Below are 21,117 nucleotides of genomic sequence, written 5' to 3'. Positions count from 1 at the left end.
CATGCTCAGTCGTCAATTAGAAGTATCACTACGTTTGGCTGTTAGCATGGCTCGTCAAAAGAGACACGAGTTTCTAACGGTTGAACATTTATTATTGGCTTTATTAGACAATGATTCGGCAGTCAATGCACTCAAGGCGTGTGGTGCAGATGTTATTGTGCTGCGTAAAGAACTCGAAGAATATGTAGAACAACATACCCCTAAACTTGCTGAAAATAACGATCAGGCACCGCACCCGACCGAAAGTTTTGACCGCATTTTGCAGCGTGGTATTTTCCATGTGCAATCTAGCGGTGGTGACCGTACGGTTGAAGGCGCAGATATTTTAGTGGCAATGTACTCTGAACGTGATTCATTTGCCGTGTATCTACTCAAGCGTCATCAAATTAACCGTTTGACCTTAACGCAATACTTATCGCACGGTACACGTAAAGACGAAACGCAAGCGGAAGAAGAGGTTGAAGAATTAGATAGCGAAAGTTCAAGCTCTGCCAATGCTGGCCCGTTAGAGCTTTACACGCTAAATTTGAATACTGAAGCGCAAAAGGGTAAAACCGATCCGTTAATTGGGCGTGAAAAAGAAATTGAGCGTGCTGCACAAATTCTATGCCGTCGTCGTAAGAACAACCCATTGTTGGTGGGTGATCCAGGCGTGGGTAAAACCTCTATTGCCGAAGGTCTGGCGTGGCTGATTGTGAATGGTAAAGCGCCAAAACCACTCGAAAATGCCGAAGTATATAGTTTGGATATCGGTGCGTTGGTAGCGGGTACAAAATACCGTGGTGACTTTGAAAAGCGTTTAAAACAACTGTTAAATGCCTTGAAAAAGAAACCTGATGCCATTTTATTTATTGACGAAATCCACATGATTATTGGTGCAGGCTCAAGCATGGGCAGCACTATGGATGCATCAAATTTAATTAAACCTGCGTTGGCAAATGGTACTTTGCGTTGCATTGGCTCGACGACATTCCAAGAATATCGTCAGGTATTTGAAAAAGACCATGCACTTTCACGCCGTTTCCAAAAAATTGATGTGAATGAGCCTTCAATTTCAGAAACGATTGATATTTTACGTGGTTTAAAATCGAAATTTGAAGAATTTCACCATGTTAAATATGATGATAAAGCATTGGTGTCTGCGGTAGAGTTATCGGCCAAATTTATCAATGATCGTTTCTTGCCAGACAAAGCCATTGATGTGATTGATGAAGCAGGTGCGCAGCGCCGTTTAAGAGCTGAGCAAGATGATACTTTAATCACAGTAGAAAACATTGAAGATATCGTCTCTAAAATTGCACGTATTCCACCTAAAACCGTATCGAAAGATGACAAGACTGTACTTGAACATCTTGAGCGTGATTTAAAACGTGTGGTCTTTGGTCAAGATGAAGCTATTGAAGCGTTAGCATCAGCAATTAAACTGTCACGTGCTGGTTTAAAAACACCAGACAAACCAGTGGGTAGTTTTGTATTTGCTGGCCCGACAGGCGTTGGTAAAACCGAAGTTACCAAGCAGTTGGCAAAACTGTTGGGTGTGGAATTGGTTCGCTTTGATATGTCTGAGTACATGGAGCGCCATGCCGTTTCACGTTTAATTGGTGCACCTCCAGGCTATGTCGGTTTTGATCAGGGTGGCTTACTCACCGATGCGATTCATAAAAATCCGCATTGTGTGTTGTTGTTGGATGAAATTGAAAAAGCGCATCCTGATGTATTTAACCTATTGCTGCAAATTATGGATCATGGTTCATTGACCGATAATAATGGTCGTAAATCAGACTTCCGTAATGTGATTTTGGTTCTGACCACTAATATTGGTGCGGAAAGTATTTCCCGCGTGAGCATTGGTTTCATGGATCAAGACAACAGTAATGACAACCAAGAAGCGATGAAAAAAGCCTTCTCACCTGAGTTCCGTAACCGTTTGGATGGGGTCATTCAATTTAAAGCTTTACCTACTACAGTAATTGAAAATGTAGTGGATAAATTCTTGACTGAATTACAAGCGCAGTTGGATGATAAAAAAGTCATTCTTGAGGTTGATCAAGATGCGCGTGAATGGATGGCTGAGCATGGATATGATCGCTTAATGGGCGCACGTCCAATGCAACGTCTGATTCAGGAACACTTGAAAAAGCCATTGGCAGAAATGATTCTGTTTGGTGAACTTGCAGAACAGGGCGGTAATGTGGCTGTTTCTGTGAAGAAAGAGAACGGTAAGGCAGTCGGTTTGAAACTTGAAGTCTTTGAAGATCAAACGGCTGAACCAGCCTAATCAATCCTTATTTGAATTTTGAAAATAACCCATGTTGAACATGGGTTATTTTTTATGAATTCGCAGATGCGTGAACTTGAATCGTTACTGCTAAAAGAGAGACCACACAGGATTTATGGATTTTCAGATCACTAAAATTGCCAGCACAACGTTCTTGTTTTTTGTTACGGCAGTTATGGAAATATTAGGCTGTTATTTTCCTTATTTGATTTTAAATCAGGGGAAATCACAGTGGTTATGGCTGCCAACAATTTTAGCCTTAGCGGCTTTTGTGTGGTTATTGACTCTACATCCTGCGGCATCGGGGCGAATTTATGCGGCTTATGGTGGTATTTATATTTGTACAGCCTTGATTTGGTTAAAGTATGTAGATCAAGTCAATTTAACACGTTGGGATATGTTCGGTGGAATGATAGTAGTTTTAGGCGCATTGATCATTATTTTACAACCGCAAGGTTTAATACGTTAGGTTATATTTGGGTTTACGCATTAAACCTTAGGCATTAAATCTTAAAGCTGAGGTTGTTTTAGTTTTAAATACAGTTCAGTCTGCTTTAAATTGGCACTCGCTATTTGCCAATTGCACATTAAACTGGGTTTTTTCTGCACTGAGTTTTAAGTTCAATACATAGGGATTTACCCGTTGGAACTGATGCTCAAAAATAGATTCACAATTATGAATTAAGTTTTGTTTAATCATATTTTTGACAGTGTTATAACCCGTACTTTCTACAAACTGCGTGAAGTCAGGTGAAATAATCATGCCACGAATATTGATTTGTTTGTCTGTCGCCGTACTTTGTTCAATCACTGTATTTTGATCGACCTGATAAGGCATAGTACGAGAATCTTCATCACTAATGACATCTAAAATTTCATTTAATGCAGCAACATTTTGAATTTTATAATCTGCACTTAGAATCTTTTGTTGGACTAAATATTGATCTAATTCACTGGCTTTGGCATAGAGTGAAGCACTCGCGATCAGTGTAGTAGTGCACAGCGTAATTGTGGTAAGTGTTTTATCAATCATATTGTTTATCTAGGCTCTTTTAGAAATTTTAGAAAAATAGACCATAACTCAAGATTATAGCGAGCCAAATAAAAAAACAGCACCTTTTGGTGCTGTTTGTAACAAAACTCATCAAAGTTTTGCGAATATTTAAGACGGGTTTTAAAGCTTAGTCTTTTTTAAGATTTTCATTCAATAAAAACTCAACCAATGCTTTTTGAGCATGTAAGCGATTTTCTGCTTCATCCCACACTACAGCATTTTTGTGATCGAGCATATTTTCAGAAATTTCTTCACCACGGTGCGCAGGTAAGCAGTGCATAAATAAACAATCAGGATGTGCTAAATCCATCAGGCGTTCATTCACTTGATAGTCTGCAAACGCTTTTTCACGAATTTTTTGTTCTTCTTCCTGTCCCATGCTTGCCCAAACATCGGTCACAATCAGATCAGCATTCACTGCTGCATCCTCAGCAGAATCGACCAATTCTACGCAGTGTGCAAATTCAGACAGGAAGCGCTGTTCTGGCTCATAACCTTTCGGTGTCGCAATTTTTAAATTAAAGCCCCACATGTGTGCTGCTTCAATATATGAGTTACACATATTGTTGCCATCACCAATCCACGCCACAGTTTTACCTTCAATTGAACCACGGTGTTCAACATAGGTTTGCATGTCTGCAAGGAGTTGGCATGGGTGATGATCGTCAGTTAAGGCATTGATCACAGGAACTTTAGAATAAGAAGCAAAGCGTTCTACAATGTCGTGACCAAAGGTACGAATCATCACAATATCAAGCATACTTGAAATGACGCGAGCAGAATCTTCAATTGGCTCACCGCGACCTAATTGCGTGTCACGTGATGATAAGAAGATTGCGCTACCACCAAACTGACTCATGCCAGCTTCAAACGATACACGGGTTCGGGTGCTGGATTTTTCAAAAATCATACCCATGACTTTGCCAGGAAAAGGCTGGAAAACTTCATTGTTATGCTGTTTACGCTTGAGCTCAATGGCGCGTTGCAAAATTTGATTCAGTTCTAAAGTCGATAAATCGCGTAATGTTAGAAAGTGACGTAGAGCCATTCGTTACTCCACAATAATTGCTGAATGAGAAAAAACAACAATTAGTTGTTGGTTGGTTAAGTGAAAAAGGGAATCGGCTAATATACTATAGGATGCAGAAATTGCAAAAAATCTAAGCTTTTTGATGAGCGTCTAGAAAGCGATCTACACAATAACTTACATAATTGGTTGTTTCTTGTTCTGTTTCTTGTTTTGGAATACCCATGATGATACGCCATTCAAAATTTCTTAAAATACCGAAATACAGTTGTGCAGAATAAATAGGCTGTTCACAGCAAATTAAACCTTGCTGACTGGCATGTTCCAATACTTTGGTAATACAAAGTTGCACATGCAAAGGGCCGCGCTCATGTATGTGTAAGGCAATATCAGGATTGCGCTGACTTTGCTCTAATACCAGACGCATAAAGGCTGCATTTTCTGGTTCCAAAATATGATGATAAAAATTCAATAAGGTTTGAATCAAATAACCACGTAAATTTGAATCAATTTGTTCAAAGGGAATGTGAATATCCTGAAAAAATTTATCACGGCGATAATCACAAATAGCTTTGAATAACCCTTCTTTATTGCCAAAGTATTTATAGATCGACGCTTTAGAACCGCCTGCGTGTTGCACAATATCATCTAAGGATACGGCATCGTAACCACGCTCTAAAAATAGCTCAGTTGCACTGACTAATAACGCTACACATCGCTCATGACCACGCTTGGTTGGTGGTATATCTTTACCTAAAGGAGCGAAATGGGCGAGTTCGTGCATATTGAGTAAAAAATCATCAATTAAATAGAAGGGAGATTGTCATTATAACAAATATATGTACAGCGTGCTGTGTCGAAGTGTACTTGCACATGGCATGATTTGAGCTGAAAAAGCCATATTTTTAGAAAATAGTTTAAATTTTGCTTATTTAGTGTACTAAAAAGCTGTGTTTATCAAAAATAAAGAATAACCAACATCACGAAAATTTATTGTGCAATAAATTTGAAAATTATTTGACTAAAGTTTTAGAGTATAGATTCTAAAAAGCCATGGCGTGATCTCGCATTCTCGATATACTCGAATCTCGAAAATATAGTAAGAAAAGCGGAAAGGAAGATGACAGAACAAACATCTGCGGGCTTAAGATTCAGACAAGCCTTGGAAGTCGAAAAGCCATTACAAATTATCGGCACGGTAAATGCTTATGCTGCCATGATGGCAAAACAAGTGGGCTATAAAGCCATTTATTTATCTGGTGCAGGTGTTGCCAACTATTCTTACGGTTTACCTGACTTGGGCATGACCAGTTTAGACAACGTCTTGGAAGATGTACGTCGTATTACTGAGCGTGTTGATACACCATTATTGGTGGATATTGACACAGGTTGGGGCGGTGCATTCAATATTGCCCGCAGTATTAAACAAATGATTGCTGCGGGTGCTGCTGCAGTTCATATTGAAGATCAGGTTGCACAAAAGCGTTGTGGACATCGTCCAAACAAAGAAATTGTAACCCAGCAAGAAATGGTTGATCGTATTAAAGCTGCTGTTGATGCGAAAACCGATTCAAACTTTGTAGTCATGGCACGTACTGATGCCTTGCAAAAAGAAGGTTTACAGGCGGTTATTGACCGTGCTTGCGCATGTGTGGAAGCGGGTGCAGATGCAATTTTTGCAGAAGCTATGACTGATATTACCATGTATAAAACTGTATGTGATGCCGTAGGTGTACCTGTATTGGCAAACATTACCGAGTTTGGTGATACCCCTTATTACACCACTGAAGAATTGGCTGAGCAGGGCATTCGCATGGTGTTGTATCCACTTTCACCAACTCGTGCTATGCAAAAAGCAGCACTTGAAGTGATGCAATCCATTCGTAAAGATGGCACGCAAGTGAATGTCTTAGACAAAATGCAACAACGTAAAGAATTATACGAATTCCTTGATTATCATACTTTTGAAAATACATTAGACAAGCTGTTCAAACAGGAGAATTAAAAAAATGGCTGAAGGAAAAGTACTCACAGGCGCAGGATTGCGTGGACAAGTGGCAGGTAAAACCTCACTCTCAACTGTTGGTAAAAGTGGCGCAGGCTTAACTTACCGTGGTTATGATGTGCAAGACTTGGCAGAAAACTGTCAGTTTGAAGAAGTTGCATACTTGATTTTCTTTGGTGAATTGCCGACTTCAGAGCAATTGGCTGCCTATAAAGCAAAATTGAAATCTTTACGTGCATTGCCTCAAGCACTCAAAGAAGTGCTTGAGCGTATTCCTGCAGATTCACACCCAATGGATGTGATGCGTACAGGTGTTTCAATGCTAGGTAACTTAGAAACCGAACAGTCATTTGAACAGCAACAAGATGTAGCAGACCGCATCTTGGCGACTTTGCCAGCTATTATTTGCTACTGGTATCGTTATAGCCACGATGGCGTGCGTATTGAAGAAAATACGGATGATGATTCAATTGGCGCACAATTCCTGCATTTATTACGTGGTGAAAAACCAAATGAATTGCATGAACAAGTCATGAATGTGTCATTAATTTTGTATGCAGAGCATGAGTTCAACGCATCAACATTTACAGCACGTGTTTGCGCATCAACTTTGTCTGACATGCATTCATGTATTACAGGCGCGATTGGTTCATTACGTGGCCCATTACACGGTGGCGCGAATGAAGCAGCGATGGAAATGATTGAAAATTGGACATCGCCAGAAGAAGCTGAACGTGAAATGCTAGGCAAGTTGGAACGTAAAGAAAAGATCATGGGCTTTGGTCATGCGATTTATAAAGACAATGATCCACGTAACGGCATCATCAAAATCTGGTCTGAGCGTTTAGCGCAAGATGTAGGTGATACAGTACTTTATCCTGTATCGGTGCGTTGTGAAGAAGTGATGTGGCGTGAGAAGAAATTATTCTGTAATGCTGACTTCTTCCATGCGTCTGCGTATCACTTTATGGGTATTGCGACCAAACTATTTACACCAATCTTTGTGATGAGCCGTGTAACAGGTTGGGCAGCACACGTGATGGAACAGCGTGCAGATAACCGTATTATCCGCCCAAGTGCAGATTATACAGGCCCAGAATTGCGTAAAGTTTTACCAATTGCAGAGCGTTCGGCTGCTTAATTGGTTGTCTAAAAAGCTGTACCGTGCATGAACATCATGTGATGCAGCAGTTTAGGCTGAAGATAAGGTTTCATTGTTAAGCAATGGAACCTTATTTTTTTTGAGGTTTGGATGAGGGTAGTCAAAAATACAATGAGTAATTATTGAAGCGTTAGAGAATTAAAAAAGATCGGGCGTACGATAGCGCATTTTTAAATATTTGATCATAAAAGAAGGTTGTTGTATTTTGTTTCTTAAGGTTGTAAATGGTTGCATGATTGGCTAAAATTTATTCCATAACTAATATGAGGAAAAAGCAATGTCACATGTAGCAGTTAAAATCGACAGCGATATTGTTGAATCAGCAAAGATTTACGGGATGGCTGAAAGTAGAAGTGCAACTAAACAAATTGAGTACTGGGCTAAAATTGGAAAAATCGCACAAGACAATCCCGATTTAACTTTTCAAGATATAGCAGATTTGTTGCTTAGTATGGCGCATGTCAAAGCAGGGAATACAACACCATATAGCTTTGGTTGAGTTCAATGAATATACAACAAACTCCCTTATTTGAACGGACAGTGAAAAAACTAACCAAGCAGCAGAAAAAAGATGTTGATAATGCCGTAATAACCGTTTGGAATAATCCTGATATCGGAGAAGCTAAAGTGGGGGATTTAGCAGGAGTATTTGTTTATAAATTTAAAATGGACAAACAGCTTGTGCTACTGGCTTACTCTGTGAGTGATGACGAAATCATGACACTCTATCTTTTAAAATTGGGCAGTCATGAGAATTTTTATAGAGACTTAAAAAGATAGGTTTACTTCAGGGTGCAGTACAAGTGTTTGTATCTTGCATTAGATCAATCAGGTCTTGAGCGACTAACAGAGTGAGCTGTTCTAGTCGTTGTAATGGATTGCCATCTAAAAAATATTTGTACTGAAAAGTTTGCTGCTGATAATGAATGGCGATAAAAAATGTCCCTACAGGTTTTTCTGGTGTGGCACTGCCGCCTGGTTTCAGTAACCCTGTGCATGCCACAATAAAATCAGCATGTTGAAATAGTTTTTTGCCTTGAACTGCCATGGCTTGTGTGACTTCTGCGGATTCAGCGGTATAGGTGGCAATTAAGTCACTATTCACATGCAAAATCTCACGTTTAATGCTTGGGTCGTAACTGACTAATCCACCAAGTAAAATATTGGCACCGCTATTTTTATAAATAGAAAACTGACTACATAAGTAACCTGAGCTGGCACTTTCAATAAAAGCCACAGTCTGTTGGCGTTGTTCAAGTATGGCACAGCATTGTTTGAGCATGATAAATCTGCAAGTGAATAGAATAAGTTGCTCAAGTGTACTGAATTTTGTCGACTTGTGCGAAAAAACATCAAAAAGTGAAATGCTAAAATAAGAATGTTCACGATTTAACTGCCTATAAATACAGCAAAATTTACAATTATAGGTTTAATCGTGGCATGAACGGTGATACAAATAAAAGTAAAGCAAAAAGTAATAAAAAGGATGCTGTGATGAAAACAACGGTGAAATATATCGTTTTAAAAAGTTTGGACTATCAACTTGGTACATCATTATTTGAGGATGAAATTGATGCTGATGCACAATATTTTGACCAAATTCCAAGCATTATTGAATATCAAAACTTGCGCTTTAAAGTGGTGAGTAAAGAACAAAAGCGTTTACAGTTGATTGAGGAAAATGAAGAACATCAAACCATCATTGTCAGAGTTTTGGTGATTTAAAGTCATTTCAATCTAGATTAGTCAGAGCTTCAATATAACAGCAGAATGATTGAGCATCAGTGGAGCGTATCGAAGTTGGTGTTTTTTTAGTCACTGGATGCAAAAAATTGTATTTCACATCACAAGAAAAAATTGAAGAATTGATTAAAAATGCTAACTACGTCACATATTTGTGTTGGTGTTTTTGTAGATTAGCATTTTTCAAACGGGCTGTAATGGCTTAAATAAGCTTATGTTTTTTAGATCAATTTTTATTTAAACAGACTGATAATTGAGATAGAGAGAAAATTAATTAAAATATCTTAAAAATATAATCATGACAGATAGAACAAAATATAATTGAATTTTAACGTATTTTTTGAATGCGTGTTACATTTTGGTTTTTATTATATTGTTAAATAATAAAGTGTTTTTCTTAGATAAAATTAAAAAAAACAGTGTATTTTCTTTATTGGAATTGAGCATTTTTGTTATTGCTGTGTATAGTCCTTGCATCTCACAATAGTGAGGAAGTTTAAAGGGGCTAAATATAATGAATCATAATGCAATTATCATGATGACGCTGATCATTTTAGCTGTGGGATTTTCTCTAGGCATTTATGTGTATTTTGAACAAAAGAGAAAGCAAAATGAAGAAATTCAGCTGATCATTACAGAAGCAAGACAGGGTCTAGTAGAGTTAGATCGGAAATAATAATCTAGGTGTAAATCGTATACTTCGATGCGGATCCAATGGGATATGTTAAAGGTGAAAAATAGACTTAAAAAAGTAATTTTATGCCACTGTTTGTCGGTCAGATGACGATAAAATAAATGAACGAAACATAGCTGTAGTTTCTTAGTTTTCCCACATTCCCATGTGGGATTTTTTTTGTCTAAAATTTAGACTAGCGCAGTATTTATTAAGATAAGTCATTATTTTTATGTACAAAAGTGACCTTTATTATAAAGATCAAAATAAGGTGCATATTCCTGCATAAACCTACCACCTATTCCTATTCGTTCCCTACCACTCATTCCTATTCCAAGTCGGCCACTTAGGGTTTATTCAGTAATAGAATTACAAGAAGAATGAACCTCATAAAAAGTATTCAAATGCCAATATTGCACAACAGCGCTACTTATATCATTTAGCGATGAACTGATTTACGATTACGTTCGATGATCGATTAAAAAATCGAACTTACACAAAATAATTTACAGGCTCTAAAATACGTTTAGTACTTTTAGCAGTATCAATAACAATACCACCACCTTTCTTCGCAACCGTTACCATCCCTGTACTAATCGCTGCTGAAAGACCATTGAGTGCTGTTGTCATCTCCTAATTTTGGTGGGTATTTAGCCTTATCGACTACAGCCCCTTAATTAATTACTTCAAGAAAATCATCTATTAAATTGAGTAAATCTAGACTTTTACATTTAGAAAAAATTACCTTATTTACAATGTTATCTTTGTATTCAAAAAAATGATCTTCATATAAAAACCAAGTAAAATAAATAGTATTATTATTCCTTGCTGCCCTTTTACTGAAATCATCAAAGGTTTCTTCTAAAGTGATTCTGTAATTCTCAGATAATAAACCTTTAGGATAGAAAAATTTTTTACAATTTTCATCATTTATCACATTGCTATAATAGTAATTATCATTTAGTAAGTTTTTTAGTGAATTTATAAAGCTAGTCACATAAGTAGGAGAGTCTAAAGTTCCTAGATACTCCCCCTCAATACATAAACGCAATGGGATGAAATTACTATTCTGATAATTTCCATCAAACTCTATAAAAACTTGATCGTTTCCAATTCTATTCATTTGCTATCTACCATTTTTATCAAGTCAGAAGGGACATCAGAAATCTTGATATTTCGTTCCTTTCCTGAGGACGTAATACCTTTTGTCGAACCATTCCAATGGAAATTGCCATTACCATCATCTTGAAACCTATGATAAATGACCTTCCCATCTTTATTTTCAATTGCCCATCTATTTTTTGGATCACTATCAATTTTTACACTGTTTTCCCATAATTTTACATGATTGTCAGGAATTATTGCTTTAGTAGAGTTATAAGGCATATTTCCATCTTTCAAGTTATGATGTCCTGGATTTTCATAATATTGTGTTTCAACATTAATAACTTTATCTTTAGTTGGTAATACCCCCATTTTTAATTGAATTAATGGGTAGAAAATCTAAAGCCCTTGTTATTGTTTAAAAATAGGTGGACAACCATTTACTGACATATGAGGTCGTTCATGATTATAAAAGTACTGCCAGTCAGTTGTATAGTCCTGCACCTCGCTCAGATCTCGAAATAAATATTGATTTAGACACTCATAACGTACTGTACGATTAAATCGCTCAACATATGCATTTTGCTGTGGATTGCCTGGTTGAGTAAATACATGCTCAATACCATGCTGATCACACCACTTTTCCATCAGCTCACTTATATACTCTGGGCCATTGTCGGTTCTAATGCGTTTAGGTTTACCTCGCCATTCAATGAGCTGATCAAGTCCTCTCAGCACACGTTCTGCTGGCAACGAAAAGTCAATCAATATATCCAATGACTCGCGATTATAGTCATCAATCACGTTGTGAACTCGATAACTACGTCCATCACTGAGTTGATCATACATAAAGTCCATTGACCATGATTCATTCTTAGCTGTCGGTACTGCAAGGGTTTCAGGCTGTTCTCGTTTAATCCGCTTATTAGGCTTGATTCTTAAATTAAGCTCAAGCTCCTTATAAATGCGATAGACACGTTTGTGGTTCCATTTGTATTTTTTAACATTACGCAAATACAGGAAACAAAGCTTGAAGCCCCATGTTTTATGATCATTGGTTAATTGAATCAACCATTCGGCAATCTGTTGATTCTCTTCATCTAAACGAGCTTTATAGCGATAACACGTTTGACTGACTTTAAAAATTAAGCAGGCCATGCTGATTGAAATCTTAAATTGCTCAGTAGCTTGCTGAGCAAGTGACTTTCGCTGAACAGGCCTTAAAACTTTTTTAAAAGTGCATCTTGCAAGATGTCTGACTTTAGCCGCTCATCAGCATACATGCGTTTTAAACGGGCATTTTCAGCCTCAAGTTCTTTAAGCCGCGTCATCATTGAAAGATCCATGCCGCCATATTTGGACTTCCACTTGTAGAATGTAGCAGAGCTCATACCATGTTCGCGGCACAAGTTCGGTATGGGTGTTCCTGCTTCAGCTTGCTTCAAGATACTCATGATCAAGCTGTCTGAATACTTAGATGTTTTCATAGAAAATCTCCTTAAATCAAGGTTATTCGATTTTCTACTTTTAAACTCAATTATTTTTAGGGGGGATTACCAGTTGATGGCTTGGTGCCTTCGACTATGTAATTACCAATAGTATTATTACTTTCGTCCTTATGTATTCCTAAAATCAGCAAAAAATCTATTTTTTAAATTCAGTAATATTAATAGGCTGATCTTTGACTAACTCAAGTACTCCTTCACCACCTTTAAAGTGAATAGATACACCATCATCATTGCTCAGTAAAATACCGCTACCAGATACAGCACGTTTTAAATGATAAACTGTGTCTGAATTATCTACCATTTCTGCAGTTTCAAAATTATCTGAAGATTTTAATTCAATGGTTAAATCTTGTGGGCCATTAAAATAAATAACTTGTGTTTCTGCAGGTGCATTACTTTGTACTTTTTCTTGGCTCACTTCATTATTTAAATTTGAGTTACATCCCATTAAACCGAATGCAAGTAATGTTGCCCCTAAAATATATTTCATTTTTGTACCTTTTCTAAAAAATTGAAGCAAACTTATACTAATGACTTTAACTTTTGATAAAAAGATGGAATTACACTTTTATACTAAATTTTACTGAAAGTAATGAAGCTAAAGTTGACTAAATAAATCAGGAATTGTCTTCTTTAAAAATTAATGCAAAAAAATATAGCAATATATGTTTCTTTAAATAAAACCTACATACACTCACATTCCTTGATCTTGAATTATTGTACGCTCATGTCATCTTAATTTTTGAATTTCAGCTATGAGTAAAAATAAAATGTACGATGCTCAGGTTTTACAGCAACAATATGAGCAATGGCATGATTTACATCGACAGATGCGAGAAGCGCAGCAAAAATGGCAAGCTGCAGAAAAGCTCTGGCAAGAATTACAGGCCTATTATCAAAGTGAACAATGGCTTGAGGACTATGAAAATGCGCCTGAACTTAGCTGCCGCGAAGGGGAATATTCTATATTATCGCAAGATACGCTATGGAATGCTTTAGAAGAGCGTCGCCAACAGGCAATTGATTGGATGAAACTGAGTTTAAGTGTGATTGAGAATTAAACTTAATCCAAACTTACATCTAATTTATTTTGATCAATAAAACTATCATCACAGTTTTATTCAGTAAATTTACTGCATATTTAATCAGTTATGTTATTTTGAGTTGGTTTGAAGAAATTAAAAACGAGTATCAACATGAAAAAGTTATATAGTGTTTTGGCTGTTTTAAGTGTGGCAACTTTAGCTGCGTGTAGTAATCAGCCTATCAATGAACAAACTCAGGTGCCACAGACCATGCAAAATTGTGTCCCAGAATCTGCTGCGCAGTTAGTTGGTAAAACAGGTTTGACTGAAACACAAATTAAAGAGCTTACCCGAGCTGAAATTGTGAGAATGGTTACACCAGGTCAGCCTGTAACAATGGATTATCGTATGAATCGAGTCACTGTGGTGGTCGATCCGAAAACTAAAATTATTCTACAAGCTTCTTGCGGCTAAACAATTTTAAGAAATTTTCTCAATATTACCCTGAAAATTTGATCTGATTTTCAGGGTTTTTCGTTTTAATCAGCCAATCACTCAAAATTAAAGTACTACAGTGTTAATATATCGGTTGTCTTAAAATTTTAGATCAGGTTAGAAATGCACTTATTTATGTGTTTGAAAAATCAAGGAAATATACATTGATGCAAGCCTTGAATATATCGACACGTTTAGGTGGATTCTACTTTTTCTACTATGCAATTGTTGGGACGTTTTTGCCTTTTTGGAGCCTGTACTTAGAAGATCAAGGCTTTAATTATCAGGAAATTGGTGTTTTATCTTCCATTGCCATTTTAACGCGCTTTTTCGCGCCTTTTATTTGGGGATGGATTGCAGATAAATCAGGCAAACGGATGCTTTTGGTACGCATCGCAACTTGGATGGAAGCCAGCATTTGGTTACTGATTTTTATTGTTCCGAATAGCTTTCAGTCTGTTGCATTACTCATGCTAATTTTTAGCTTTTTCCAAAACGCAATTTTGGCACAATTTGAAGGCGTGACTTTGTTTTGGTTGGGCGAGAAACGTGCGGAACTCTATGGCAAAGTGCGTAAATGGGGCTCTATAGGTTTTATTGTCGGGGTTTTTGGCATAGGTGCTATTTTGGAAATTATACCAATCTCCATGTTACCGATGTTGCTACTCAGTATTTCTTTACTGGCATTTCTATGGTCATTCAGTATTCAAGAACCAAGCTCCGCACCCATTGCACAAAAACAACTTGAACCCTTATTGCCTATTTTAAAGCGCCCAGTAGTCTATTCATTTTTTATAATTGAATTGATTTTACTGTTTTCGCATGCACCATTTTATAGTTTTTATAGTAATTTTTTAAGTCAGGCAGGATTTAGCACAAGTCAGATCGGTTTATTGTGGTCTGTCGGGGTGGTTGCTGAAATCATTATGTTTGCCTATGCGAGTTTGTTTTTAAAGCGTTGGTCTTGGCGTTCACTGGTTGCCGTATGTTTAATTTTAACAGGCTTACGTTGGGTGATAGTTGGTTTATTTCCATCCATATTTTTTGCACATTTTTTTGCACAAAGCATCCATGCCTTTAGTTTTGGATTATTTCATATCATTGCCATGCGGGTGATTTTTCAAAACTTTTCTGCAGGGCAACAAGGTCGTGGGCAAGCACTTTACAGTACCATGTGGGGTTTAGGTGTTGCACTGGGGAGTATTTTGGCAGGGCATTATTGGGATATTGTTTCAGGCGAATGGATTTTTATTTTTGCAGGATTATCTACACTCGTTGGTCTGTGTTTTATTTGGGGATTGCCAAAGCAATTAGAATCGCAGTCAATGTCGAGTGATACCAAAGCCTAGATTGGTGATTTTGCAGTGATACCGTTCTTTTATCAAAAATAGAAGCAAGCAAAGTTGGATGGGTATAGTTTGCTTGCTTCTTACTAATTGATTGCTACATTAAATACGGATTTTAGCGTATTGATGCCACCACGGTTGAGCCGTTTCAAGTTGTGCAGCCAGTTGTAAAAGCACATCTTCACGTGCAAAAGGCGCAATAAATTGCGAACCCAATGGTAAGTTATCTTTATTCCAATACAATGGCACAGACATTGCAGGCAGCCCAGTAATATTGGCAAGTTGAGTAAATGGCACCCATTTTAGGTTTTCTTTGACAATGCGATCGACCAATTTACCTTGCGCTAACCAATGTGCTTTACCTGCATGTAATAGTGTTTTTAAAATTGGTTTTTGCCATGCAGGAGTTTTAACTTCGCCATTTTTTGGTGCAACTGAGGCAGTTGCAGGGATGAGGTATAAATCATAACGCTCAAAGAATTGATTCATTTGTGCGACATATACCCCCCAATTATTCAAATTGCGAATGTAATCTACTGACGTGGTTTTTGCGCCAAAGGCAGCCAAAGCCAAAGAGTCTAGCTCAAAATTATCGGAATGATTTGGCAGGCGAGTTTGAATTTCAGCAATTAAATAAGCAAATTGGCTAAACCATGTGGTAATGAAATCTTTGGCCAATTGCATGCCATCAATAGCAGGACGGTCTTCAACCACTTCATGCCCTAAAGATTCTAAAAGCTGTACGGTTTTTTGAATGGCATTGATGGCATCTTGTGAAACAGCTGTACCAATCGGAGAATGGGTCGAATATGCGATTCTTAATTTTTTTGGCGCTTGCTGAATTGCATCTAAATAACTGCGTTCAGGAGCTTCAATTTTGAAAAGTGAATGACCATCTGCGCCATGAGTTGCATCGAGCATTGCCGCACTGTCACGTACACTTTTACTTAAAATATGTTGCATCGCTGCACCATGCATGGCTTCACTGAGTTGTGGCCCCCACGGGGTGCGTCCACGACTTGGTTTTAAACCAAACAAACCACAGTAAGACGCAGGAATACGAATTGAACCACCGCCATCACTTGCCCCTGCAATCGGCACAATACCTGCCGCAACTGCAGACGCAGAACCACCAGAAGAACCACCACTATTGTGTTTCAAATTCCATGGATTTTTACATGCACCCCAAGCATCTGGCTCGGTTATCCCTTTAATCCCAAATTCAGGCGTGTTGGTACGTCCAAAGGTAACGATTCCGCTATTTTCCCAACGATTTACAATTTCTGCATTTTGTTCTGCAAGATGATGCGCACGTTTTAAACCCTGACAACCAAATGAAGTCGGATAGCCTGCATATTGTTGAAATAAGTCTTTGACTAAAAAGGGCACACCTGCAAATGGGCCTGTTAATTTTGTTTGTGTGCGCTGCCGTGCATGTTCATGCATAGGAATAATAATGGCATTTAATTGTGGATTGGTTTGTTCAGCACGTTGTAACGCAATATCTAATAATTCTGAGGCCTGAACATCCTTTTTGGCAACCAGCTCTGCCAAGCCTAAAGCATCATATTGGAGGTATTCTGCAAGTTTCATTTCAATCCTGAAAATCTGTATTGTCAAATTGATGTTGTATGCTATTTTTGTTTAAGAAGCAAGAATGACCCGATTACGACCTTGCATTTTTGCCTGATATAGAGCCTGATCTGCCTGAATAATTAAATCTTGTAAAGGGAGATTGGTGGGTAAGTGTGTATGTGACACGCCCATGCTTACTGTAAAATGAATGGGTTCAAGGTTTTCTAAATTTAACGCTTGATGTTCAATACACATACGAATACGTTCTGCAATGCGTTGAGTTTTATTTAAGTTATTATTGTTCAGCAAAATAATGAACTCTTCACCACCAATGCGACAAAATAAATCGTGATCACGTAAATTGCTTTTAACGATGTTAGAGAGATGTTGCAAAGCACGGTCACCGACATAATGCCCATATTGATCATTCATTTTTTTAAAATCGTCGATATCTAACATAATTAAAGACAATGAATGATTGTTTTTATGCTTTAAAGCTTTTTCACTTAACTGAGTAAAACTACGGCGGTTCAGTGTTTCGGTTAAACTGTCATGATTTGCCAAATACAATACTTCTCTATACAACTGATTTCGGTTTTGGCTAATCACACATAAAATTAACGTGGCAAGACCTAAAATAATTAAACCCACACGAATAGAAATAATGGTGGTTAAATAACTCGAATTCACTTGATCTATAAACAAGCCTGTGACGCTGTGATACAGAGTTAAACAGACCAAGCTATTAATCAGTGCCAAATTAAAAAGTTGATAGCTGGCAGCTGCCCAAATTAATGCAGCCAATGGATACAACAATGCACCTGGTCCATAAAAAATATGGGTGCAGGCGATAGAGATCAGTAATGCAAAAAAGGGCAAGATATCCTGAATTTGAGTTTCTTTAGCATATTGATTATTTATAAGTTTTTTGAATTTAGACCAGCCTGGGGCAGCCAAAATTAAAGGTAAGACAATTACCGCATTTAAAATTTCACCAGACCACCAAGTAAAAAAATCAATCCAACGATTTTCTTTTAACATAAAGGTGTGCGGCAAATTTGGCAGCAGAAGAATGGCAAATAAAGCCCCAAAGAAACAGCCTAAAGTTACAGCAATAATATGTGGATATAGCTCTGACACATTATTATTGCTCGCTGGAAGTTTAGCGCGGGCAAAATTAAAGAAAAACAACCCACTAAAAACAGCTACAAAGTTGGAAAGCGTTAAACCTAGCGTCATCAGGAAAGTATTGTCTGTGACCAAATCGGCGCCCATATAGCCAAAAAAAGCACCCAAAATTCCACCAAAACTTTTTAAAGATGGAAAGCGAATGAGTAGCCCCAACAAGAGGGCGTTGCTTGGCCAAAAAAAAGAAAAGTAGCTAAGTGGGCGAGTAAAAATACCCAATAAACAAGAAAAAAATACCACAACGGCTAGCAGTCCAAAGGCAAATATTTGCTTTTGAGTCGAAGATATAGTTTGCGGTATGCTAAAGTTTTGCAAGTACTAAACTCACTTTTGCAATGGGTTGATAATTAGGAAAAAAACTTGAATGAGTGTGACGTTCACAACAGAAAGGCGATCATATCAAATAACCATTACCTACAAAGTCGATTAAATGTAAACTAAGTCACATTTTCGTTAAATAAAATTGTTGTCTTATGTTTATGCTTGCAGATTTGGATTAAAAATATGCTAAGTTGTCTAAACGGTTTATATCTTTAAATAAATGTATGAAAAAAATATATCTAACCACAGTTTTAAGCTTATGTTCTGTCTGCGCGATTGCGAATGAAAATACAACAATAGATTCAGCCAAGTTAACGCCAGTAGCAGCAGAAACGACCAATAAATTTCGTGTGGTGACCCGTCCAGAAATTGTGGGACTGTGGGGCATGCAAATCCCAAATAATCGTAAATGTATTGAATATTACAACTTTAAAAGTAATAGCGATGTGGTGATTAAAAGCGGTCAAGAATGGTCTGCAGGTGTATATGATTATCAACCTTCACAAGACCCTGCAAATTCGTTACCGGCTTTAATTTTGCAAGTTAAATATGACAATAATGAAGTGGATTGTTCTGGATATCAGGAAGACCAAACAGGGGACATTTCACAATATTTTGTAAAATGGAAAAATGCGCACACCATTAATTTCTGTAGTAATGAAAAAGCAGAACAATGTTTTGCGACGTTGTACCGCGTCCTGCCTTAAACTTTTCATTATTTGGTCTATTAGAGATCTTTTATAAACTCGTACCCCTCATCCTGTAGCGCGTGTATTGATCATCTAGAGCGCTAAAGCACAAAAGTAGTGAATTTCAATCTTTCATTAGACGAATTATTGATGATCATTTTTCGAATCCAGAATCAATTAACAAGAGCGACACATTTTAGTGAGTTGAAAAGTTAGGTGAATTCTTAGAATCATTAGACTTTTTCAACCGGCAATGACCTTATTACATAAATTTGGAGCAAGCTGTGATTTAAAGGTTTGAGGAAATTTAAATATAATTAAAACACAGTGTTAGATATTTGTTTCAACAAAGCTCTTACAAATAAGACTTTATTTTCTCTTATTCATATACGAGTGTACGAGTGCATTTTAATTTAATGAAAATTTTATCGTCTTGCTGAAAATAAAAACGGCTACTGAGCCATGCAAGCATTTTGCGACACATGGCTCAGCAATAAATCCATAATTATGCCTCGTCAATTTCTAAAGGATTTAGACTTTGGACAGAACTTGCTTTAAATGGTGCAGCAATTTGCTTTAAATCTGAACCCGATGGGGCTTGATACACTTTTAAGCCAAACTCCGGAATAATTGCCAGCAAATGATCAAAAATATCGGATTGAATACTTTCATATTCTTTCCATGCAGTGGTTTTGGTAAAGGCATAAATTTCTAGTGGTAAACCTTCACTGCTTGGCTGTAGTTGACGAATAATCAATGACTGAGATTGATTAATGCCAGGATGCTGTTTCAGATAAAACTCAACATAGGCGCGGAAAGTCCCTAAATTGGTTAAACGGCGTTGGTTGTATTGTGATTGATTTGCTAACTGCTGATTAAACTGCTCAATTTCTTCATTTTTGCTATGTAAATATTGATCCAATAACAAAAACTCTTTAAGTTTGCTTTGTTCATGTTCAGTCATAAAGTGCACAGAACTTTGATCAATTAAAATGGCACGTTTAATACGTCGGGCACCAGCTTCCTGCATGCCACGCCAGTTTTTAAAGGTATCGGTAATGAGTTTATTGGTTGGAATAGTGGTCAGGGTTTTATCCCAGTTTTGCACGGTGACTGTATGTAATGACATATCAATGACATCACCATCGGCATTTAAAGAAGGCATTTCAATCCAGTCACCAATCCGTACCATATCGTAGGAAGAAATTTGTACCGAAGCCACTAGAGATAAAATGGTATTTTGGAAAACCAACATCAAAACAGCAGCCATCGCACCAAAACCTGCGAGTAAGGTAAACACATCTTTTTTCAGGAAAGTGCCTAAAATCATGAGGGCACAGACCACATAAATAATGAGTTTAACTAACTGCAAATAGCCCTTAATTGGCTTGTTGCGTGACTTAGGGTTGCGTTGATAGAACAGGTTAAAAATATTTAAAAATTCAGAAATTGCCAATGCAATGGTCAGGAATATAAAGGCTTGCGCCCCCATTTGCACAAAGCTTTCTACTTTATCTGACAAATGCGGTACGGTGGTGATGCCGTTCATAATCACGACAGCTGGGACAATGTTGGCAATACGTCGGATGACACTATGCTGTGAAATAATTTCACTATTGGCAAAGGTCATTTTAGAAATCAGTTTGCGAATCCCGCGCACTACAATTTGCTTGGCAATAAAGTTGGCTAAAATTGCCAGTAGAATCACAATACTGAGTGAGGTCAGCATTTCTAACCAAGGGTATTGGTTATACCATTCCTGAATATTTTGAATAAAATTAAATTCTTGCAAAAGGTCCTCGCTTTAAGGTTGCTGATTTTCGTCTGCACGGCACTTAGAATTTTGGCCTGCAATTCACCTTAATTCTTCATTGATGTATGAAATTGTTAGATAGTGTATCGACTAAAGTTTAAATTTGAAGGC

At 37.4% G+C, this 21,117-nt stretch carries 23 protein-coding genes and 1 pseudogene; 12 read left to right on the top strand and 12 right to left on the bottom strand.

From position 1 onward, the window contains the following. The first annotated feature begins 1 nt into the window (after position 1). Complete coding sequence (gene clpA / locus J4G44_RS09115; RefSeq protein ID WP_004973441.1) at positions 2 to 2,278, top strand: ATP-dependent Clp protease ATP-binding subunit ClpA; 2,277 nt, start codon at positions 2 to 4, stop codon at positions 2,276 to 2,278. 115 nt (positions 2,279 to 2,393) lie between these two features. Further along, entirely contained in the window at positions 2,394 to 2,747 is a 354-nt protein-coding gene (locus tag J4G44_RS09110) for a YnfA family protein (protein ID WP_004973443.1), read from the top strand. A 75-nt stretch (positions 2,748 to 2,822) separates the two neighbouring features. Here the strand turns inward: J4G44_RS09110 and J4G44_RS09105 are convergent, their stop codons facing one another. The 3 genes from J4G44_RS09105 to J4G44_RS09095 form a co-directional block, all read right to left on the bottom strand. Then, complete coding sequence (locus tag J4G44_RS09105) at positions 2,823 to 3,311, bottom strand: hypothetical protein (protein WP_207973583.1); 489 nt, start codon at positions 3,309 to 3,311, stop codon at positions 2,823 to 2,825. Positions 3,312 to 3,459: 148 nt separating this feature from the next. Then, entirely contained in the window at positions 3,460 to 4,380 is a 921-nt protein-coding gene (gene argF, locus J4G44_RS09100) for an ornithine carbamoyltransferase (RefSeq protein ID WP_004973455.1), read from the bottom strand. 112 nt (positions 4,381 to 4,492) lie between these two features. Continuing rightward, positions 4,493 to 5,143, bottom strand: a complete 651-nt coding sequence (locus J4G44_RS09095) for a TetR/AcrR family transcriptional regulator (RefSeq protein WP_207973582.1) — start codon at positions 5,141 to 5,143, stop codon at positions 4,493 to 4,495. Positions 5,144 to 5,479: 336 nt separating this feature from the next. On the opposite strand from J4G44_RS09095, the gene prpB reads away from it, so the two are divergent. The 4 genes from prpB to J4G44_RS09075 all read left to right on the top strand — a co-directional run bounded on the left by prpB (position 5,480) and on the right by J4G44_RS09075 (position 8,306). After that, complete coding sequence (gene prpB / locus J4G44_RS09090) at positions 5,480 to 6,364, top strand: methylisocitrate lyase (protein ID WP_004973459.1); 885 nt, start codon at positions 5,480 to 5,482, stop codon at positions 6,362 to 6,364. Between the two features lie 4 nt (positions 6,365 to 6,368). Next, on the top strand, positions 6,369 to 7,505 hold the full coding sequence (prpC, locus tag J4G44_RS09085) for a bifunctional 2-methylcitrate synthase/citrate synthase (RefSeq protein ID WP_207973581.1): 1,137 nt from the start codon (positions 6,369 to 6,371) through the stop codon (positions 7,503 to 7,505). Positions 7,506 to 7,803: 298 nt separating this feature from the next. After that, positions 7,804 to 8,025, top strand: coding sequence for a TA system antitoxin ParD family protein (locus tag J4G44_RS09080; RefSeq protein ID WP_004973462.1), 222 nt, complete (start codon positions 7,804 to 7,806; stop codon positions 8,023 to 8,025). A gap of 5 nt (positions 8,026 to 8,030) precedes the next feature. Beyond that, positions 8,031 to 8,306 (top strand): type II toxin-antitoxin system RelE/ParE family toxin, encoded by a 276-nt coding sequence (locus tag J4G44_RS09075; RefSeq protein ID WP_004973465.1) that lies wholly within the window; start codon positions 8,031 to 8,033, stop codon positions 8,304 to 8,306. A gap of 7 nt (positions 8,307 to 8,313) precedes the next feature. Here the strand turns inward: J4G44_RS09075 and J4G44_RS09070 are convergent, their stop codons facing one another. After that, positions 8,314 to 8,808, bottom strand: coding sequence for a CinA family protein (locus tag J4G44_RS09070; protein ID WP_096901591.1), 495 nt, complete (start codon positions 8,806 to 8,808; stop codon positions 8,314 to 8,316). Positions 8,809 to 9,020: 212 nt separating this feature from the next. Here J4G44_RS09070 and J4G44_RS09065 point away from each other — a divergent pair, with 212 nt between their 5' ends. After that, positions 9,021 to 9,251, top strand: a complete 231-nt coding sequence (locus tag J4G44_RS09065) for a hypothetical protein (protein ID WP_026438431.1) — start codon at positions 9,021 to 9,023, stop codon at positions 9,249 to 9,251. 532 nt (positions 9,252 to 9,783) lie between these two features. Then, positions 9,784 to 9,945 carry a hypothetical protein gene (locus J4G44_RS09060; RefSeq protein WP_004973471.1) on the top strand — a complete coding sequence of 54 codons (162 nt, stop codon included), beginning with the start codon at positions 9,784 to 9,786 and terminating at the stop codon, positions 9,943 to 9,945. Between the two features lie 489 nt (positions 9,946 to 10,434). Here the strand turns inward: J4G44_RS09060 and J4G44_RS09055 are convergent, their stop codons facing one another. From J4G44_RS09055 to J4G44_RS09035, 5 genes are all read right to left on the bottom strand, one after another. Beyond that, the gene (locus tag J4G44_RS09055; RefSeq protein ID WP_158660382.1) at positions 10,435 to 10,572 is read right to left on the bottom strand and encodes a hypothetical protein; all 138 of its coding nucleotides are present in this window, start codon (positions 10,570 to 10,572) and stop codon (positions 10,435 to 10,437) included. A 43-nt stretch (positions 10,573 to 10,615) separates the two neighbouring features. Beyond that, positions 10,616 to 11,065 carry a hypothetical protein gene (locus J4G44_RS09050; protein WP_096901592.1) on the bottom strand — a complete coding sequence of 150 codons (450 nt, stop codon included), beginning with the start codon at positions 11,063 to 11,065 and terminating at the stop codon, positions 10,616 to 10,618. Beyond that, a complete protein-coding gene (locus tag J4G44_RS09045) occupies positions 11,062 to 11,418 on the bottom strand; it encodes a hypothetical protein (protein WP_207973580.1) in 357 nt (118 codons plus the stop codon). Before J4G44_RS09045 ends, J4G44_RS09050 begins: the two co-directional genes overlap by 4 nt. A gap of 39 nt (positions 11,419 to 11,457) precedes the next feature. Then, a protein-coding gene (locus J4G44_RS09040; protein WP_085945815.1) for an IS3-like element ISAba20 family transposase occupies positions 11,458 to 12,533 on the bottom strand; the annotation gives its coding sequence in 2 pieces (ribosomal slippage) (positions 11,458 to 12,281 and positions 12,281 to 12,533; 1,077 coding nt in all). A gap of 157 nt (positions 12,534 to 12,690) precedes the next feature. Further along, the gene (locus J4G44_RS09035) at positions 12,691 to 13,044 is read right to left on the bottom strand and encodes a hypothetical protein (protein WP_004973479.1); all 354 of its coding nucleotides are present in this window, start codon (positions 13,042 to 13,044) and stop codon (positions 12,691 to 12,693) included. A 265-nt stretch (positions 13,045 to 13,309) separates the two neighbouring features. Here J4G44_RS09035 and J4G44_RS09030 point away from each other — a divergent pair, with 265 nt between their 5' ends. From J4G44_RS09030 to J4G44_RS09020, 3 genes and pseudogenes are all read left to right on the top strand, one after another. Then, entirely contained in the window at positions 13,310 to 13,615 is a 306-nt protein-coding gene (locus J4G44_RS09030) for a DUF4298 domain-containing protein (RefSeq protein WP_096901595.1), read from the top strand. Positions 13,616 to 13,852: 237 nt separating this feature from the next. After that, positions 13,853 to 14,053: pseudogene (locus J4G44_RS09025) on the top strand (I78 family peptidase inhibitor); the annotation flags it as partial. A gap of 188 nt (positions 14,054 to 14,241) precedes the next feature. Further along, on the top strand, positions 14,242 to 15,423 hold the full coding sequence (locus J4G44_RS09020) for an MFS transporter (protein WP_004973484.1): 1,182 nt from the start codon (positions 14,242 to 14,244) through the stop codon (positions 15,421 to 15,423). A gap of 99 nt (positions 15,424 to 15,522) precedes the next feature. Here J4G44_RS09020 and J4G44_RS09015 read toward each other — a convergent pair whose 3' ends face one another. Further along, positions 15,523 to 17,013, bottom strand: a complete 1,491-nt coding sequence (locus J4G44_RS09015; RefSeq protein WP_207973579.1) for an amidase — start codon at positions 17,011 to 17,013, stop codon at positions 15,523 to 15,525. 51 nt (positions 17,014 to 17,064) lie between these two features. Next, positions 17,065 to 18,498, bottom strand: coding sequence for a GGDEF domain-containing protein (locus J4G44_RS09010; RefSeq protein WP_207973578.1), 1,434 nt, complete (start codon positions 18,496 to 18,498; stop codon positions 17,065 to 17,067). Positions 18,499 to 18,728: 230 nt separating this feature from the next. Here J4G44_RS09010 and J4G44_RS09005 point away from each other — a divergent pair, with 230 nt between their 5' ends. Beyond that, on the top strand, positions 18,729 to 19,211 hold the full coding sequence (locus J4G44_RS09005; protein WP_004973490.1) for a hypothetical protein: 483 nt from the start codon (positions 18,729 to 18,731) through the stop codon (positions 19,209 to 19,211). A 487-nt stretch (positions 19,212 to 19,698) separates the two neighbouring features. Here J4G44_RS09005 and J4G44_RS09000 read toward each other — a convergent pair whose 3' ends face one another. Continuing rightward, positions 19,699 to 20,985 (bottom strand): mechanosensitive ion channel family protein, encoded by a 1,287-nt coding sequence (locus J4G44_RS09000; RefSeq protein ID WP_096901601.1) that lies wholly within the window; start codon positions 20,983 to 20,985, stop codon positions 19,699 to 19,701. Between the last annotated feature and the right edge of the window lie 132 nt (positions 20,986 to 21,117).

It is taken from the genome of Acinetobacter towneri (assembly GCF_017498585.1).
Lineage (GTDB): Bacteria > Pseudomonadota > Gammaproteobacteria > Pseudomonadales > Moraxellaceae > Acinetobacter > Acinetobacter towneri.
The sequence above is the reverse complement of the archived record's forward strand: the minus strand, read 5'-3'. Positions and strand labels throughout refer to the sequence as shown.

Excerpts from the sequence above, each read along its gene's own strand:
- clpA (WP_004973441.1), top strand. The coding sequence starts at position 2 with ATGCTCAGTCGTCAATTAGAAGTATCACTACGTTTGGCTGTTAGCATG.
- J4G44_RS09110 (WP_004973443.1), top strand. The coding sequence starts at position 2,394 with ATGGATTTTCAGATCACTAAAATTGCCAGCACAACGTTCTTGTTTTTT.
- J4G44_RS09105 (WP_207973583.1), bottom strand. The coding sequence starts at position 3,311 with ATGATTGATAAAACACTTACCACAATTACGCTGTGCACTACTACACTG.
- argF (WP_004973455.1), bottom strand. The coding sequence starts at position 4,380 with ATGGCTCTACGTCACTTTCTAACATTACGCGATTTATCGACTTTAGAA.
- J4G44_RS09095 (WP_207973582.1), bottom strand. The coding sequence starts at position 5,143 with ATGCACGAACTCGCCCATTTCGCTCCTTTAGGTAAAGATATACCACCA.
- prpB (WP_004973459.1), top strand. The coding sequence starts at position 5,480 with ATGACAGAACAAACATCTGCGGGCTTAAGATTCAGACAAGCCTTGGAA.
- prpC (WP_207973581.1), top strand. The coding sequence starts at position 6,369 with ATGGCTGAAGGAAAAGTACTCACAGGCGCAGGATTGCGTGGACAAGTG.
- J4G44_RS09080 (WP_004973462.1), top strand. The coding sequence starts at position 7,804 with ATGTCACATGTAGCAGTTAAAATCGACAGCGATATTGTTGAATCAGCA.
- J4G44_RS09075 (WP_004973465.1), top strand. The coding sequence starts at position 8,031 with ATGAATATACAACAAACTCCCTTATTTGAACGGACAGTGAAAAAACTA.
- J4G44_RS09070 (WP_096901591.1), bottom strand. The coding sequence starts at position 8,808 with ATGCTCAAACAATGCTGTGCCATACTTGAACAACGCCAACAGACTGTG.
- J4G44_RS09065 (WP_026438431.1), top strand. The coding sequence starts at position 9,021 with ATGAAAACAACGGTGAAATATATCGTTTTAAAAAGTTTGGACTATCAA.
- J4G44_RS09060 (WP_004973471.1), top strand. The coding sequence starts at position 9,784 with ATGAATCATAATGCAATTATCATGATGACGCTGATCATTTTAGCTGTG.
- J4G44_RS09055 (WP_158660382.1), bottom strand. The coding sequence starts at position 10,572 with ATGACAACAGCACTCAATGGTCTTTCAGCAGCGATTAGTACAGGGATG.
- J4G44_RS09050 (WP_096901592.1), bottom strand. The coding sequence starts at position 11,065 with ATGAATAGAATTGGAAACGATCAAGTTTTTATAGAGTTTGATGGAAAT.
- J4G44_RS09045 (WP_207973580.1), bottom strand. The coding sequence starts at position 11,418 with ATGGGGGTATTACCAACTAAAGATAAAGTTATTAATGTTGAAACACAA.
- J4G44_RS09035 (WP_004973479.1), bottom strand. The coding sequence starts at position 13,044 with ATGAAATATATTTTAGGGGCAACATTACTTGCATTCGGTTTAATGGGA.
- J4G44_RS09030 (WP_096901595.1), top strand. The coding sequence starts at position 13,310 with ATGAGTAAAAATAAAATGTACGATGCTCAGGTTTTACAGCAACAATAT.
- J4G44_RS09020 (WP_004973484.1), top strand. The coding sequence starts at position 14,242 with ATGCAAGCCTTGAATATATCGACACGTTTAGGTGGATTCTACTTTTTC.
- J4G44_RS09015 (WP_207973579.1), bottom strand. The coding sequence starts at position 17,013 with ATGAAACTTGCAGAATACCTCCAATATGATGCTTTAGGCTTGGCAGAG.
- J4G44_RS09005 (WP_004973490.1), top strand. The coding sequence starts at position 18,729 with ATGAAAAAAATATATCTAACCACAGTTTTAAGCTTATGTTCTGTCTGC.